Source organism: Streptomyces minutiscleroticus (assembly GCF_014650875.1).
GTDB lineage: Bacteria > Actinomycetota > Actinomycetes > Streptomycetales > Streptomycetaceae > Streptomyces > Streptomyces minutiscleroticus.
Genome location: NZ_BMVU01000002.1, coordinates 331,894 through 346,233 on the forward strand (window position 1 = coordinate 331,894; position 14,340 = coordinate 346,233).

Here is a 14,340-nt window from a genome sequence, read left to right on the forward strand (position 1 = left end):
CCGTCCGGCGGGACAAAACGTCCGCGCGCCGGACGGCACCACCGATCGCGCAGGCGGTGCGACGGCTGCCGAACCCCCGCCTGACCGGGCTCGGCAGCGGGCTGTTCTGCGTGGCGTCGATGTTCGCGCTCGCCTATCTGGACCTGCTGCTCTTCGACGCGTCGCTGACGGTGTACGGGGTGCTGTTCCTGCCCGTGTGCGTGCTCACGGCGGTGTGGGTGCGGCGGGCCGACCTCGTCACCGCGCCCGTGGCCGTGCCCATCGCCTTCGCGTTCGGGGCGCTGCCCCTCGCCGAGGGCGACGGCTTCGGGGACCGGCTGATGGGCCTGGTCACGGCGCTGGCCATGCACGCGGGCTGGCTGTACGGCGGCACGCTGGCCGCCGGCGTCATCGCGACCGTCCGCAAGATCAGGCTGATGGGCCGCAAGTCCGCGGCGCGCAGGACCCAGGCCGCCGCGCACCCCGCGACCCGGCCCGGCACGGCGCCGGCCCGGTCGGCCACGGCACCGGCCAGACGCCGCACGGCCTGAGCACGGGCGTCCCGCGGCGGAGCGCCGGCCCGCCGCGGCGGGCCGGCGGGACGGGGTGCCCCCGCCCCGCCGGGATCAGCCCTTCTTCGCCGCCCTCATGGCCGCGCCCACGATGCCCGCGTTGTTCTGGAGCTGGGCCGGGACCAGCTCCGCCTTGATGTCCTTGATCAGCGGCAGGAACTTGTGGGCCTTGCGGCTGACGCCGCCGCCGATGATGAACAGCTCCGGCGAGAACAGCATCTCCACGTGGGCGAGGTACTTCTGCACGCGCTTGGCCCAGTGCTCCCAGCTGAGGTCCTGGTCCTCCTTGACCTTCGTCGACGCGTGCTTCTCCGCGTCGTGGCCGTTCAGCTCCAGGTGGCCCAGTTCGGTGTTGGGGACGAGGACGCCGTCCGTGAAGACCGCGCTGCCGATGCCCGTGCCGAAGGTGAGCAGGACGACCGTGCCCCCGCGGCCGCGCCCCGCGCCGAACTCCATCTCGGCGACGCCCGCCGCGTCCGCGTCGTTCACCACGGTCACCGGCATCCCGCCGAGCCGCTCGCCGAGCAGGGCGCGGGCGTCCACGTCGACCCAGCTCTTGTCCACGTTGGCGGCCGTGCGGATGGTCGAGCCGCCGGTGACCACGCCGGGGAAGGTCAGGCCGACCGGGCCGCTCCAGCCGAAGTGGCCAACGACCTCCTTGACGCAGTCGGCCACCGCGTCGGGCGTACTGGGGTGCGGGGTGAGCACCTTGAAGCGCTCGTCCGCCAGCTCCCCCCGGTCCAGGTCCACGGGAGCGCCCTTGATCCCTGATCCGCCGATGTCCACACCGAAGATCTGCATGGACCTACGGTACGTCGTGCAACGCGGCGTCACGCGTCCCCCGTACGAGGCGGGACGGCCTGCCCGGTGTCACAGCGGCCGGGCCCCGCCGGCCGCTGCCGCCCTCCTCCGGTACCAGTGACACCACCGGTACCGGCAGTGGTACCGGTGCCGCGCCGCTCTACTCCGCCGCGGGCGCCGGCCGCCCGGTGCGCTCGGCCACCAGGGCCGCCGCCTCCGCGCGCAGGTCGCGGCGCAGCTCCTTCGGCAGCGAGAAGGTGATGGACTCCTCGGCCGCCTTGACGATCTCGACGTCCTCGAAGCCGCGCTCCGTCAGGTACTCCAGGACCTGCTCGACCAGGACCTCCGGCACGGAGGCGCCGGAGGTGACGCCGACCGTGGAGACGCCGTCCAGCCAGGTCTCGTCGATCTCGCTCGCGAAGTCCACGAGGTACGCCTCGCGCGCACCCGCGAGCTTGGCGACCTCGACGAGCCGCTTGGAGTTGGAGGAGTTGCGCGAGCCGACCACGATGACCAGGTCCGCCTCGGCGCCCATCTGCTTCACGGCGAGCTGGCGGTTCTGCGTGGCGTAGCAGATGTCGTCGCTGGGCGGCGAGACGAGCAGCGGGAACTTGTCCTTGAGGGCGTCGACCGTCTCCATGGTCTCGTCGACCGAGAGGGTGGTCTGGGAGAGCCAGACGACCTTGGAGGGGTCGCGCACCTCGACCTTCGCGACGTCCTCGGGACCGTCGACGAGCGTGATGTGCTCGGGGGCCTCTCCGGAGGTGCCGATGACCTCCTCGTGGCCCTCGTGCCCGATCAGGAGGATGTCGTAGTCGTCCTTGGCGTACCGGATCGCTTCCTTGTGGACCTTGGTCACCAGCGGGCAGGTCGCGTCGATCGTGGCGAGCCGGCCCGCGGCCGCCTCCTCGTGGACCGTCGGGGCGACGCCGTGCGCCGAGAACATCACGATGGACCCCTCGGGCACCTCCGCCGTCTGCTCGACGAAGATCGCGCCCTTCTTCTCCAGCGTCTGCACGACGTACTTGTTGTGGACGATCTCGTGGCGGACATAGATCGGGGCCCCGTACTGCTCCAGGGCCTTCTCGACGGCGATCACTGCACGGTCCACGCCCGCGCAGTAGCCGCGCGGGGCGGCGAGGAGGACACGGCGGCCGGTCGAAGCAGTCATGGGACCCATCGTAAGGCCGCGCTCGGCAGGTCGAAGATCACCCCATTGGGGAGACTGGGAGCGCGGAGGGGCGCGAGGAGCAGAAGGGGCGGGAACGGCGCGACCAGGGAGGCAGAGGCATGTCCGAGAGGGAGACCGCCGCGCGGGAGGACGCCGGAGGCGACGGGGCCGCCGGCACCGGGGGCGGCCGGGACGGACGGCTGCGGCGCAGCCTGGGCTTCCGCGACCTCGTGGTGTACGGGCTGCTGTTCATCGCCCCCATGGCGCCGGTCGGCGTCTTCGGGACGCTGGACGCCAGGTCGCACGGGGCGGTCGCGCTGGTCTACGTCGTGGCGACGGTCGCGATGGCGTTCACCGCGTTCAGCTACGCCCAGATGGTGAGGGTGGTCCCCCAGGCGGGCTCGGTGTTCGCCTATGCGCGCGCGGGACTCGGGGAAGGGGCGGGCTTCGTCGCCGGCTGGATGGCCATGCTGGACTACCTGCTGATCCCGGCGGTGGCGTACCTCTTCTCCGGGATCGCGATGAACGCCCTGGTGCCGGAGGTGTCGCGCTGGGTGTGGACCGCGCTGGCCGTCGTCGTCACCACGCTGCTGAACCTGTGGGGCGTGCGCGCGGCGGCCCGGGTCGGCTTCCTCGTCCTCGCGATGGAGATCGTGGTGCTCCTGGTGTTCGTCGTGGCGGCGGTCGTGGTCCTCGCGCGCGACGGGGCGGAGCGCGGCTGGCTGTCGCCGCTGACGGGCGACGGCTCGCAGGGCGGCTTCGCGCTGTCCGCGGTGATCGGCGCCGTCTCGGTGGCGGTGCTGTCCTACCTGGGCTTCGACGCGATCGCGTCCTTCGCCGAGGAGGTCACCGGGGGCTCGGCGAAGGTGGCGCGGGCGGTGCTGTTCTGCCTGGCGCTCGCCGGGATGCTGTTCGTCGCGCAGACGTACCTGGCCGCGCTGCTGGAACCGCTGCCGTCGGCGCGCCTCGCCGCCGAACCGGCCCTCCAGGGGTCGGCCTTCTACGACGCCGTGGACGCCTCGGTCGGCACCTGGCTGCACGACCTGGTGGCCGCCGGCAAGGCGGTGGGCGCGGCCTTCGCGGCGCTGGCCGGGCAGGCGGCGGCCGGACGGCTGCTGTTCGCGATGGCCCGCGACCGGCGGCTGCCGCGCGCGCTGGCGCGGACGGACGGCGGGGTGCCGCGGCGCGCGCTGCTGTGCGCGGCGGTGATCACGCTGGTCGCCGCGGTCTGGGCGGCCCGCCGCGACGACGGGATGGATCACCTGGTGTCGGTGGTCGACATCGGCGCCCTGACGGCCTTCACGCTGCTGCACGCGAGCGTGGTGAGCTGGTTCGCCGTGCGGCGGCGCGGAGCCCTCGTCCGGTGGCGGCACGTCCTGCTGCCGGCCGTCGGCGCGGCGATCACCGTCGCCGTGATCGTCGAGGCGTCGGCCACCGCCCAGGTGGTGGGCGTGGTGTGGCTGGGGGTGGGACTGGCGGTCCTCGCGGTCCAGGGCTCGGCGCGGAGCGCGGACGGAACGCGGCCTTAGCGACCCGTCGGCCCGGAGCGCGGGGCACGGACGGAACGCGGCCCCGGCGACCCGCCCGCCCGGGCGCGGGCGCCCACGGTGCGGGCGGCGTCCGCGTCTCCGGCGCGGGCGGCGTCCGCGCCGAAGGATGCGGGGGCGCGCGGGCGGCACGGCCGTCCGCGCCGGCCCGGCTGTCGGTCCCGGCCGTTACGCTCGCACGCATGGCACTGACTACGTCCGCGGACGCCCCGCTGCCCGTCGGCGAGGTCTCGCGGCTCATCGGGGGCTGGATCGACCGGCTCGGCGCCGTCTGGGTCGAGGGGCAGATCACCCAGTTGTCGCGGCGTCCGGGCGCGGGCGTCGTCTTCATGACGCTGCGCGACCCGTCGCACGACATCTCCGTGAGCGTCACCTGCTACCGGCAGGTCTTCGACGCGGTCGCGGACGTGGTGAGCGAAGGCGCGCGCGTGGTCGTGCACGCCAAGCCGGAGTGGTACGCGCCGCGCGGCCAGCTCTCGCTGCGCGCCGCCTCGATCCGCCCGGTGGGCGTCGGCGAGCTGCTCGCGCGCCTGGAGCAGCTGAAGAAGTCGCTGGCCGCGGAGGGCCTCTTCGCCCCCGAGCGCAAGAAGCCGCTGCCCTTCCTGCCGCAGCTGATCGGCCTGGTCTGCGGACGCGCCTCGGCCGCCGAGCGGGACGTGCTGGAGAACGCGCGGCACCGCTGGCCCGCCGTCCGCTTCGAGGTGCGCAACGTCCCGGTGCAGGGCGTGCACGCCGTGCCCCAGGTCGTCCAGGCCGTGAAGGAGCTGGACGCCCTCGACGAGGTCGACGTGATCATCGTGGCGCGCGGCGGCGGCAGCGTGGAGGACCTGCTGCCGTTCTCGGACGAGCAGCTGGTGCGCGCGGTCGCCTCCTGCCGTACGCCGGTGGTGTCCGCGATCGGCCACGAGCCGGACAACCCGCTCCTGGACCACGTGGCCGACCTGCGCGCCTCCACCCCGACCGACGCCGCCAAGAAGGTCGTCCCGGACGTGGGCGAGGAGTACGAGCGGGTGCGCTGGCTGCGGGACCGGGCCCGGCGCAGCGTGGCGGCGTACCTGGACCGCGAGGAGCGGGGGCTCGCGCAGGCGCTGGCCCGGCCCTCGCTGGAGGACCCGTACCGCATGGTCCGCGAGCGCGAGGAGCGGGTCGGCGCGCTGCTGGACCGCGGCCGCCGCTCCCTGCGGCACCAGCTGGAGCGCGCCGACTCGGAGCTGACCCACACGCACGCGCGCGTGGTGGCCCTCTCCCCCGCCGCGACGCTCCGGCGCGGCTACGCGGTGCTGCAGAAGGCCGACGGCGGCGTGGTCCGCGCCGCCGGCGAGGTGACGGCGGACGAGGCGCTGCGCGCGCGGGTCGCCGAGGGCGAGTTCACCGTACGAGTCGACTCTTGATGATGGGCAGGACGGTCGCATGACGAGCAGGACGGACGAGGCGCTCGGGTACGAGCAGGCCCGGGACGAACTCATCGAGGTCGTACGCCGCCTGGAGGCCGGCGGTACGACGCTCGAGGAGTCCCTGGCGCTCTGGGAGCGCGGCGAGGAGCTGGCGAAGGTGTGCCGGCGCTGGCTGGACGGCGCCCGCGCGCGGCTGGACGCGGCCCTGGCCGAGGACGCGGAGGACGCCGGGGACGCGGACGTGGAGGAGGACGCCGGCACGGAGTGAGCCGCGTCCGGACCGGAGCGAACCGGACCGGACCGGACGAGCCCGTCCGGCTCCGAGCGCCCGCCCCGGCGGCGACCGGCACGGCCCCGATCGCCCGGGGTGCCCGGCACGGCCCCTCATCGGCGGGATGCAGCCGCATACGGGAAGGAGGGCCCCCGGCGCCGTGCCGGGGGCCCTCCTCCGTGTCGTCCGTGCCGCCGCGCGGCCGGGGCTCAGACCGTGGTGACGACCTGGTCGAGCTCCAGGCGCGGGGAGCGCGGGTACCAGGCGTCCTCGCCCGGCCTGCCGATGTTGACGATCATCAGCGGGGTGTGGTCGTCGTCGAGGAACTCCTTGCGGACGCCCTCGAAGTCGAAGCCCGTCATCGGACCGGCGGCCAGACCGGCGGCGCGGACGCCGATGATGAAGTAGCCGGCCTGGAGGGCGGCGTTCAGCGCGGCGGCGTTCTCACGCACCGTGCGCTCCGAGAAGAAGGCGTCCTTGGCCTGCGGGAAGTGCGGGAAGAGCTGCGGCAGCTCCTCGTGGAACTCGTTGTCGGCGGAGAGGATCGCCACGAGCGGGGCGGTCGCCGTCTTCGCCGCGTTGCCCTCGGCCATGTGCTTCACCAGGCGCTCGCGGGCCTCGGCCGAGCGGACCAGGGTGATGCGCAGCGGGGACTGGTTGAACGCGGTCGGGCCGTACTTGACCAGGTCGTAGATCGCCTGCACCTGCTCGTCGGTCACCGGCTCGTCGGTGAAGGTGTTCGCGGTGCGGGCCTCACGGAACAGGAGGTCCTGGGCGGCGGGGTCGAGAACGAGGGACATGGTCAACCTTCGGTACGTGCGTCCGGTCCGGCGAGAACCGGCTGGCACGCACAACTATAGGGCCACAGGTTTAAGGTTCAACCAAATCGGGGTGGCGGTGATTCATTTCACGCCGCGTGTTCCCCGTTGCGACGGCGCGCCGGTTTCCTTCGCGGCGGAGGAGACACCTCTCGTCGCGACGGGAGGACGCCCCCGGTCCGCGGCAGAACGGCCGGAGGGCCGCGAAAGCAGGACGGCCGCGCCCCCGGAACGGGAGTCCGCGGCCCGCCGGACGGGCCGGCCCGCTCAGGACGTCCTGAGCGCCTCCGCCATCTTCGTCAGCCGGTCGAACGACGCCGTGCCGGTCACCACGGTCGTCGACCCCTTCTCGCGCAGGACCAGCGCGTCGTACCTCTCGCCCTCGTAGCGCTTCCAGACCCGGTCGCCCACGCGCTGCTCGACGTCCGTCTCCTCGGCGCCCTGGCTGGCGTCGCTGATGAAGGCCGAGGCCTTCTCCGTGGACTGCTCGACCCCCACGTACGCGCCGTCGGGATCGTGGAAGCCGAGGTGCCAGGCCTCGTTCTCGGCGCCCCGGAAGCGGACGGAGGTCGCCTTCCACGTGTCGGGCAGGCCCTCCGGCGCCGCGACGGGGTAGGAGGCCGCGCGCCGGGCCGTGAGCAGCTCGACGCTGTAGTCCACCCGCTTGAGCGGGGGCTCGGTGTCGTCGTGCGGGACGAAGACGTAGATCACGCCCGCCGCGATGAGGATCAGGCCCAGGGACAGGATCAGGTCCCGGACCGACTGCTTGCCTTTCATGCCTGCCACACCCCCATCGTCGCAGGTGTACTGGCCTGCTCATCCGTGGGGTCCCCTGCTCATTCTGCCTGCCTGGCGATAGAGTCGGGGCCATACCCTCATCCGGCCGTCGTCGTATCAGGAAGGTGCGCTCCGATGACCGAGCATCATCATCTGCCGTCCGAACTCGAGGTCCCCTCCGAGGCCCCCGACCGCAACCTCGCCCTGGAACTGGTCCGCGTCACCGAGGCCGCGGCGATGGCCGCCGGCCGCTGGGTGGGCCGCGGGGACAAGAACGGCGCCGACGGCGCGGCGGTCCGCGCCATGCGCACCCTCGTCTCGACCGTGTCGATGAACGGCGTGGTCGTCATCGGCGAGGGCGAGAAGGACGAGGCCCCGATGCTCTTCAACGGAGAGCACGTCGGCGACGGGACCGGCCCCGAGTGCGACATCGCGGTGGACCCGATCGACGGCACGTCGCTCACCGCGAAGGGCATGTCGAACGCGATCGCCGTACTGGCCGCCGCCGACCGCGGCACCATGTTCGACCCGTCCGCGGTGTTCTACATGGACAAGCTGGTCACGGGCCCCGAGGCCGCCGACTTCGTGGACATCGACGCCCCGGTGTCGGTCAACATCCGCCGGGTCGCCAAGGCCAAGCGCTCCACTCCCGAGGACGTCACGGTCGTCATCCTGGACCGGCCGCGCCACGAGGGCCTGATCCAGGAGGTCCGGGAGACCGGCGCGCGCATCAAGCTGATCTCGGACGGCGACGTCGCGGGCTCGGTCCTGGCGGTGCGCGAGGGCACGGGCGTGGACCTGATGCTGGGCATCGGCGGCACGCCCGAGGGCATCATCTCGGCCTGCGCGATGAAGTGCCTGGGCGGCACCATCCAGGGCAAGCTGTGGCCGAAGGACGACGAGGAGCGGCAGCGCGCGATCGACGCGGGCCACGACCTCGACCGGGTGCTGTTCACCGACGACCTGGTCTCCGGCGACAACGTCTTCTTCGTCGCGACCGGCATCACCGACGGCGAGCTGCTGCGCGGTGTGCGCTACCGGTCCGAGACGGCCACGACCGACTCGCTGGTGATGCGCTCCAAGTCCGGCACGATCCGGCAGATCAAGTCCGAGCACCGGCTGTCGAAGCTGCGCGCGTACAGCGCCATCGACTTCGACCGCGCGAAGTAGGAGCGGCACCGCCCGAAGCGGAAGCGGCACCGCCCGAACCAGGAGCGATACCGCCCGGAGCGGGAGCGGCCGCCCCGGCCGGCCGGTCCGGGGCGGCGCACGGCGAAGGGGCACCCCCGGTGCGGAGGGGGTGCCCCTTCGGCGTGCCGGTCAGCCGGCGGCCGCTATCTGGCCGGCGGGGCGGGCCGCCTTCTTCAGTTCGAGGTCGCGGCGGCGGCGCCGGGCGAGGACCACCCGGCGCTCGGCCGCGGTGAGGCCGCCCCACACGCCGTACGGTTCGGGCTGCAGCAGCGCGTGCTCGCGGCACTCGACCATCACGGGACAGCGTCCGCAGACCCGCTTCGCCGCCTCCTCGCGGGAGAGCCGCGCCGCGGTCGGTTCCTTGGAGGGCGCGAAGAACAGGCCCGCCTCGTCACGGCGGCACACGGCCTCCGTGTGCCACGGCGCGTCCTGATCCCTCTCACGCACCGGCACCCGCTGGGGCGGAAGGGCAGCGACCTGCAGGGGCTGATGCGGCGGTTGTAGCACGGTCTACTCCTGACGACGGCTTCGCGAGCGAGAGACGACGCAGCAAGCCTTACCCGCTGTACGCGCGCCTATGCACTGAGTCCCGGTCCCCGGCAGGGCGCGGACCGGGCGCCCCGGCACGAACGGAACAAGTCGCTCCGCGATCCGTCGCGTTCGCGACCGTCAACGGCCGAGGTGTTTGCGCAGACGGTCGTGGACGAGGTCCTGCACCCTGTCCCGGAGGTCCTCGATCAGCCGGCCCCGCTTGGGCTTGGCCGTGACGCTCCCCAGCACGGCGAGGCCGTCGACGCGCACCACCGGCGCGTCCGGCTCGGCCGACTCCAGGGAGGTGATCTCGAAGGCGCCGAGCACACCGCCGCCGTCGCCGTGCAGCGACACGTTCTCCGGGACGCGGATCTGCACGTCGCCGAAGATCGAGAAGACCTTGATCATGACGTGTTGGTACTCGAACAGGGCCTCACTGAGGTCCAACTCGACGCTGCCGAAGACCGCGTACACGTGCGTACGGCGGCCGACGCGGCGGCGGCCCCTGCGCACCGCGGCGCTGAAGACCGCCACCACGTTGTCGTCGGGCTCCAGGGGGACGGCCCCGGCCGCGGGGCGGGCGGACGGCGGGGCGTACACCCCCTCCGGGCGGCGCCGGTGGGCGCCGGGCAGGTCGCGGACGAGCGGCTCCAGCTCGCCGACGGTCTTGGCGCGGTAGACCTCCTCGACCCGCTCGGCGTGCTCCTCGGGGGTCAGCCGCCCCTCGGCCAGGGCCTCGCGCAGGACGTCCGCGAAACGGTCGCGGTCGGCGTCGGACGCGCGCAGGTCAGAGGCGCGCGGATCGGCAGGGGTCCGCGGGCCGGGCTCGGTGCGCTTGTGAAGGTCCACCGCAGCAGCGTACCGAAACGCGATAGATCGCGACTACCCCCTCGCGAGACCTGTGGACGGCGGATGCGCGCGCCGACTGAGCCTTACCTCACAAACACACAGGACATCGCGGGTCCTACGCTGGTGGACGCTGCCAATGGAGGCCAGCCGCCGGCGAGTGAGCCAAAGAGGCGCGCCCGTGCCGGAGCCGTCTGTCGAGTGAGGAATGGGCGAGATGCCTGAGTTCGCGTACACCGATCTGCTCCCCCAGGGAGAGGACACCACGCCGTACCGGCTGGTGACCTCCGAGGGCGTCTCCACCTTCGAGGCCGGCGGGCGCACGTTCCTCAAGGTCGAGCCCGAGGCGCTGCGCAAGCTCGCCGAGGAGGCGATCCACGACATCCAGCACTACCTGCGCCCGGCCCACCTCGCGCAGCTGCGCCGCATCGTCGACGACCCCGAGGCGTCGAACAACGACAAGTTCGTGGCGCTCGACCTGCTGAAGAACGCCAACATCGCCGCCGCGGGCGTGCTGCCCATGTGCCAGGACACCGGCACGGCGATCGTCATGGGCAAGCGCGGCCAGAACGTCCTCACCGAGGGCGGCGACGAGGAGGCGCTGAGCCGCGGCATCTACGACGCGTACAAGAACCTGAACCTGCGCTACTCGCAGATGGCCCCGCTGACCATGTGGGAGGAGAAGAACACCGGCTCCAACCTCCCCGCCCAGATCGAGCTGTACGCCACCGACGGCGGCGCCTACAAGTTCCTCTTCATGGCCAAGGGCGGCGGCTCGGCCAACAAGTCCTTCCTCTACCAGGAGACGAAGGCCGTCCTGAACGAGACCTCCATGATGAAGTTCCTGGAGGAGAAGATCCGCTCCCTCGGCACGGCCGCCTGCCCGCCGTACCACCTGGCGATCGTCGTCGGCGGCACCTCCGCGGAGTTCGCCCTGAAGACCGCCAAGTACGCCTCCGCGCACTACCTGGACGAGCTGCCCGCCGAGGGCTCCGAGCTGGGCCACGGCTTCCGCGACAAGGAGCTGGAGGAGAAGGTCTTCGAGCTCACGCAGAAGATCGGCATCGGCGCGCAGTTCGGCGGCAAGTACTTCTGCCACGACGTCCGCGTGGTGCGCCTGCCCCGGCACGGCGCGTCCTGCCCGGTCGCCATCGCCGTCTCCTGCTCCGCCGACCGCCAGGCCGTCGCCAAGATCACCGCGGAGGGCGTCTTCCTGGAGCAGCTGGAGACCGACCCGGCGCGCTTCCTGCCGGACACGACGGACGAGCAGCTGGAGTCCGAGGGCGACGTCGTGAAGATCGACCTCAACCAGCCGATGGACGCCATCCTGGCGGAGCTGACCAAGTACCCGGTCAAGACCCGCCTGTCGCTGTCCGGCCCGCTGGTCGTGGCCCGCGACATCGCGCACGCCAAGATCAAGGAGCGGCTGGACGCGGGCGAGGAGATGCCGCAGTACCTGAAGGACCACCCGGTGTACTACGCCGGCCCCGCGAAGACCCCCGAGGGCTACGCGTCCGGCTCCTTCGGCCCGACCACGGCCGGCCGCATGGACTCCTACGTCGAGCAGTTCCAGGCGGCGGGCGGCTCCAAGGTGATGCTGGCCAAGGGCAACCGCTCGCAGCAGGTCACCGACGCCTGCGGCGCCCACGGCGGCTTCTACCTGGGCTCCATCGGCGGCCCCGCCGCGCGCCTGGCGCAGGACTGCATCAAGAAGGTCGAGGTCGTCGAGTACGAGGAGCTCGGCATGGAGGCCGTCTGGAAGATCGAGGTCGAGGACTTCCCGGCGTTCATCGTGGTCGACGACAAGGGCAACGACTTCTTCAAGGACCCGGCCCCGGCGCCGACCTTCACGTCCATCCCCGTGCGCGGCCCCGGCCTGGGCTGACCCGTACGCGTACCCGACCGGGACGGCGGCCCGCCCGCCGTCCCGGCGGCCCGCCCGCGTCGCTCGGACGGGTGACGTCCGGAACATCCGGACGGCCCCGCACGCTGAACAGGACATGAGCGACGACTACCGCATCGAGCACGACTCCATGGGAGAGGTCCGCGTCCCCGCCGACGCCAAGTGGCGGGCCCAGACCCAGCGCGCCGTGGAGAACTTCCCGATCTCCGGACAGCACCTGGAGCGGGCGCACATCGAGGCGCTGGCCCGCATCAAGGCGGCCGCGGCCAAGGTCAACGCCGAGCTGGGCGTGCTCGACCAGGACGTGGCCGACGCCATCCAGGAGGCGGCCGCCGAGGTCGCCGAGGGGCGCTGGGACGCGCACTTCCCGGTCGACGTCTTCCAGACCGGCTCCGGCACCTCGTCCAACATGAACACCAACGAGGTCGTCGCCACGCTCGCCACCGAGCGCCTGGGCCGCCCGGTCCACCCGAACGACCACGTCAACGCCTCCCAGTCGTCGAACGACGTCTTCCCGTCGTCGATCCACATCGCGGCGACCGCCGCCGTCACCGGGGACCTGATCCCGGCCCTGGAGCACCTCGCCGCCGCGCTGGAGCGCAAGTCCGAGGAGTTCGCCGACGTGGTGAAGTCCGGGCGCACGCACCTGATGGACGCCACGCCCGTGACCCTGGGCCAGGAGTTCGGCGGGTACGCGGCCCAGGTGCGCTACGGCGTCGAGCGGCTCAGGGCCTCCCTGCCGCGCCTGGCGGAGCTGCCGCTGGGCGGCACGGCCGTCGGCACCGGCATCAACACCCCGCGCGGCTTCTCCGCCGCCGTCATCGCCGAGGTCGCCCGCACCACCGGGCTGCCGCTGACCGAGGCCCGCGACCACTTCGAGGCGCAGGGCGCGCGCGACGGCGTCGTCGAGACCAGCGGGCAGCTGCGCACGATCGCGGTCGGCCTCACGAAGATCGCCAACGACCTGCGCTGGATGTCCTCCGGGCCGCGCACGGGGCTCGCCGAGATCGCCCTGCCCGACCTGCAGCCCGGCTCCTCGATCATGCCGGGCAAGGTGAACCCGGTCATCCCCGAGGCCGTGCTGATGGTCGCGGCGCAGGTGATCGGCAACGACACGACGGTCACCACCGCGGGCGCCGCCGGCAACTTCGAGCTGAACGTGATGCTCCCGGTGATCGCCAAGAACGTGCTGGAGTCGGTCCGGCTGCTGGCGAACGCCTCCCGGCTGCTCGCCGACCGCACCGTCGACGGCATCACCGCCGACCGCGAGCGGGCCCGCGAGTACGCCGAGTCGTCCCCGTCCGTCGTGACGCCGCTGAACAAGTACATCGGGTACGAGGAGGCGGCGAAGGTCGCCAAGAGGTCGCTCGCCGAGCGGAAGACGATCCGCGAGGTCGTCCTGGAGTCCGGCTACGTGGACCGCGGCGACCTCACCCTGGAGCAGCTGGACGAGGCCCTGGACGTGCTGCGCATGACGCGGCCCTGAGACCGGCGGAGCCGCCGCGGCACAGACCGGCGGAGCCGCCGCGGCACGTCCCACGGGCCGAACCGTGACGCGTGCCGCAGCGGCGTATGCCCAGGACACCTACTATCTGGCCATGACAGAGGACGGAGCGGTGACACGAGTGGAAGCGGGCGGCCCCGGCGCGCACTGGGCCCCCGGGACGCAGATCCTGTGGCGGTACCGGGAGAACGGCGGCCCGCGGTTCCACATAGCGCGCCCCGTCACGGTCGTCGAGGACACCGAGGACCTGCTCGCCGTGTGGATGGCGCCGGGCACCGAGTGCGTGCGGCCGGTGCTCGCCGACGGCACGCCGGTCCACGCCGAGCCGCTGGAGTCGCGCTACACCAAGCCGCGCACGGTGCGGCGCGACCGCTGGTTCGGCACGGGCGTGCTGAAGCTGGCGCGGCCCGGCGAGCCGTGGTCGGTGTGGCTGTTCTGGGAGCCCGGCTGGCGCTTCAAGAACTGGTACGTCAACCTGGAGGAACCGCTGGTCCGCTGGTCCGGCGGCGTCGACTCCGAGGACCACTTCCTCGACATCTGCGTCTACCCGGACCGCAGTTGGGAGTGGCGTGACGAGGACGAGTTCGCGCAGGCCCAGCGGGCCGGTCTGATGGACGCGCGGCAGGCGGAGGGGGTGCGGCTCGCGGGGCGGTCGGCGGTGGAGTCGATCCGCGCCTGGGAGGCGCCGTTCTCGGCCGGCTGGCAGCACTGGCGGCCCGATCCGTCCTGGCCGGTGCCGCCGCTGCCGGACGACTGGAACCGCACCGCGGCGCATTTGACCACATGAGACCCTTGTAGTGTCCCCCTGGTGCAACCGTAGGATCGTCCTCCGCAACGATGTCAGAACCGGTGCGCAGCACCGGCGTTGAGGCGTGGTGGCCGTGTGGCGGACGGAACGCGCACCGGAAGTCCACAGCACATCTGCACCGGGTCTGACCCGACGTCACCGAGGGGCGGCAGGACGTGAGCGAGGGGTACGAGGGCTACAGCGGTACGGCTCGAAGAGGGCCGGCCGGGCCGCCCGCGCCGGTGGCC

At 72.6% G+C, this 14,340-nt stretch carries 14 protein-coding genes; 8 read left to right on the forward strand and 6 right to left on the reverse strand.

The window, feature by feature from the left end; translation table 11 throughout:
• The first annotated feature begins 56 nt into the window (after positions 1-56).
• On the forward strand, positions 57-530 hold the full coding sequence (locus IE271_RS04595) for a DUF6542 domain-containing protein (RefSeq protein ID WP_308435154.1): 474 nt from the start codon (positions 57-59) through the stop codon (positions 528-530).
• Positions 531-605: 75 nt separating this feature from the next.
• Here IE271_RS04595 and ppgK read toward each other — a convergent pair whose 3' ends face one another.
• Together ppgK and IE271_RS04605 are read right to left on the reverse strand one after the other, a co-directional pair.
• Positions 606-1,352, reverse strand: coding sequence for a polyphosphate--glucose phosphotransferase (gene ppgK / locus IE271_RS04600; protein WP_190188845.1), 747 nt, complete (start codon positions 1,350-1,352; stop codon positions 606-608).
• Between the two features lie 160 nt (positions 1,353-1,512).
• Entirely contained in the window at positions 1,513-2,532 is a 1,020-nt protein-coding gene (locus IE271_RS04605; RefSeq protein WP_190188846.1) for a 4-hydroxy-3-methylbut-2-enyl diphosphate reductase, read from the reverse strand.
• 110 nt (positions 2,533-2,642) lie between these two features.
• On the opposite strand from IE271_RS04605, the gene IE271_RS04610 reads away from it, so the two are divergent.
• From IE271_RS04610 to IE271_RS04620, 3 genes are all read left to right on the forward strand, one after another.
• Positions 2,643-4,052 (forward strand): APC family permease, encoded by a 1,410-nt coding sequence (locus tag IE271_RS04610; protein WP_190188847.1) that lies wholly within the window; start codon positions 2,643-2,645, stop codon positions 4,050-4,052.
• A 200-nt stretch (positions 4,053-4,252) separates the two neighbouring features.
• Positions 4,253-5,461, forward strand: a complete 1,209-nt coding sequence (gene xseA, locus IE271_RS04615; RefSeq protein ID WP_190188848.1) for an exodeoxyribonuclease VII large subunit — start codon at positions 4,253-4,255, stop codon at positions 5,459-5,461.
• Positions 5,462-5,480: 19 nt separating this feature from the next.
• A complete protein-coding gene (locus tag IE271_RS04620) occupies positions 5,481-5,732 on the forward strand; it encodes an exodeoxyribonuclease VII small subunit (protein WP_190188849.1) in 252 nt (83 codons plus the stop codon).
• 212 nt (positions 5,733-5,944) lie between these two features.
• Here the strand turns inward: IE271_RS04620 and IE271_RS04625 are convergent, their stop codons facing one another.
• Together IE271_RS04625 and IE271_RS04630 are read right to left on the reverse strand one after the other, a co-directional pair.
• Positions 5,945-6,535, reverse strand: a complete 591-nt coding sequence (locus tag IE271_RS04625) for a malonic semialdehyde reductase (RefSeq protein WP_190188850.1) — start codon at positions 6,533-6,535, stop codon at positions 5,945-5,947.
• Between the two features lie 285 nt (positions 6,536-6,820).
• Entirely contained in the window at positions 6,821-7,330 is a 510-nt protein-coding gene (locus tag IE271_RS04630; RefSeq protein WP_190188985.1) for a DUF4245 domain-containing protein, read from the reverse strand.
• Positions 7,331-7,465: 135 nt separating this feature from the next.
• Between IE271_RS04630 and glpX the strand changes: the two genes are divergently transcribed.
• Positions 7,466-8,500: a class II fructose-bisphosphatase gene (gene glpX, locus IE271_RS04635; RefSeq protein WP_190188851.1), complete on the forward strand. Its 1,035-nt coding sequence runs from the start codon at positions 7,466-7,468 to the stop codon at positions 8,498-8,500.
• Positions 8,501-8,650: 150 nt separating this feature from the next.
• On the opposite strand, the gene IE271_RS04640 is transcribed toward glpX, so the two are convergent.
• Both IE271_RS04640 and IE271_RS04645 read right to left on the reverse strand, forming a co-directional pair.
• Entirely contained in the window at positions 8,651-9,028 is a 378-nt protein-coding gene (locus IE271_RS04640; protein ID WP_190188852.1) for a WhiB family transcriptional regulator, read from the reverse strand.
• 162 nt (positions 9,029-9,190) lie between these two features.
• The gene (locus tag IE271_RS04645) at positions 9,191-9,901 is read right to left on the reverse strand and encodes a DUF1707 SHOCT-like domain-containing protein (RefSeq protein ID WP_190188853.1); all 711 of its coding nucleotides are present in this window, start codon (positions 9,899-9,901) and stop codon (positions 9,191-9,193) included.
• A 214-nt stretch (positions 9,902-10,115) separates the two neighbouring features.
• Between IE271_RS04645 and IE271_RS04650 the strand changes: the two genes are divergently transcribed.
• The 3 genes from IE271_RS04650 (at position 10,116) to fomD (ending at position 14,092) form a co-directional block, all read left to right on the forward strand.
• Positions 10,116-11,783 carry a fumarate hydratase gene (locus IE271_RS04650; RefSeq protein ID WP_190188854.1) on the forward strand — a complete coding sequence of 556 codons (1,668 nt, stop codon included), beginning with the start codon at positions 10,116-10,118 and terminating at the stop codon, positions 11,781-11,783.
• Positions 11,784-11,898: 115 nt separating this feature from the next.
• Positions 11,899-13,287 (forward strand): class II fumarate hydratase, encoded by a 1,389-nt coding sequence (locus tag IE271_RS04655; protein WP_190188855.1) that lies wholly within the window; start codon positions 11,899-11,901, stop codon positions 13,285-13,287.
• A gap of 112 nt (positions 13,288-13,399) precedes the next feature.
• The gene (fomD, locus tag IE271_RS04660) at positions 13,400-14,092 is read left to right on the forward strand and encodes a cytidylyl-2-hydroxypropylphosphonate hydrolase (RefSeq protein WP_190188856.1); all 693 of its coding nucleotides are present in this window, start codon (positions 13,400-13,402) and stop codon (positions 14,090-14,092) included.
• The last annotated feature ends 248 nt before the right edge of the window (positions 14,093-14,340 follow it).

Excerpts from the sequence above, each read along its gene's own strand:
- fomD (WP_190188856.1), top strand. The coding sequence starts at position 13,400 with ATGACAGAGGACGGAGCGGTGACACGAGTGGAAGCGGGCGGCCCCGGC.
- xseA (WP_190188848.1), top strand. The coding sequence starts at position 4,253 with ATGGCACTGACTACGTCCGCGGACGCCCCGCTGCCCGTCGGCGAGGTC.
- glpX (WP_190188851.1), top strand. The coding sequence starts at position 7,466 with ATGACCGAGCATCATCATCTGCCGTCCGAACTCGAGGTCCCCTCCGAG.
- ppgK (WP_190188845.1), bottom strand. The coding sequence starts at position 1,352 with ATGCAGATCTTCGGTGTGGACATCGGCGGATCAGGGATCAAGGGCGCT.
- IE271_RS04655 (WP_190188855.1), top strand. The coding sequence starts at position 11,899 with ATGAGCGACGACTACCGCATCGAGCACGACTCCATGGGAGAGGTCCGC.
- IE271_RS04610 (WP_190188847.1), top strand. The coding sequence starts at position 2,643 with ATGTCCGAGAGGGAGACCGCCGCGCGGGAGGACGCCGGAGGCGACGGG.
- IE271_RS04625 (WP_190188850.1), bottom strand. The coding sequence starts at position 6,535 with ATGTCCCTCGTTCTCGACCCCGCCGCCCAGGACCTCCTGTTCCGTGAG.
- IE271_RS04620 (WP_190188849.1), top strand. The coding sequence starts at position 5,481 with ATGACGAGCAGGACGGACGAGGCGCTCGGGTACGAGCAGGCCCGGGAC.
- IE271_RS04650 (WP_190188854.1), top strand. The coding sequence starts at position 10,116 with ATGCCTGAGTTCGCGTACACCGATCTGCTCCCCCAGGGAGAGGACACC.
- IE271_RS04630 (WP_190188985.1), bottom strand. The coding sequence starts at position 7,330 with ATGAAAGGCAAGCAGTCGGTCCGGGACCTGATCCTGTCCCTGGGCCTG.
- IE271_RS04605 (WP_190188846.1), bottom strand. The coding sequence starts at position 2,532 with ATGGGTCCCATGACTGCTTCGACCGGCCGCCGTGTCCTCCTCGCCGCC.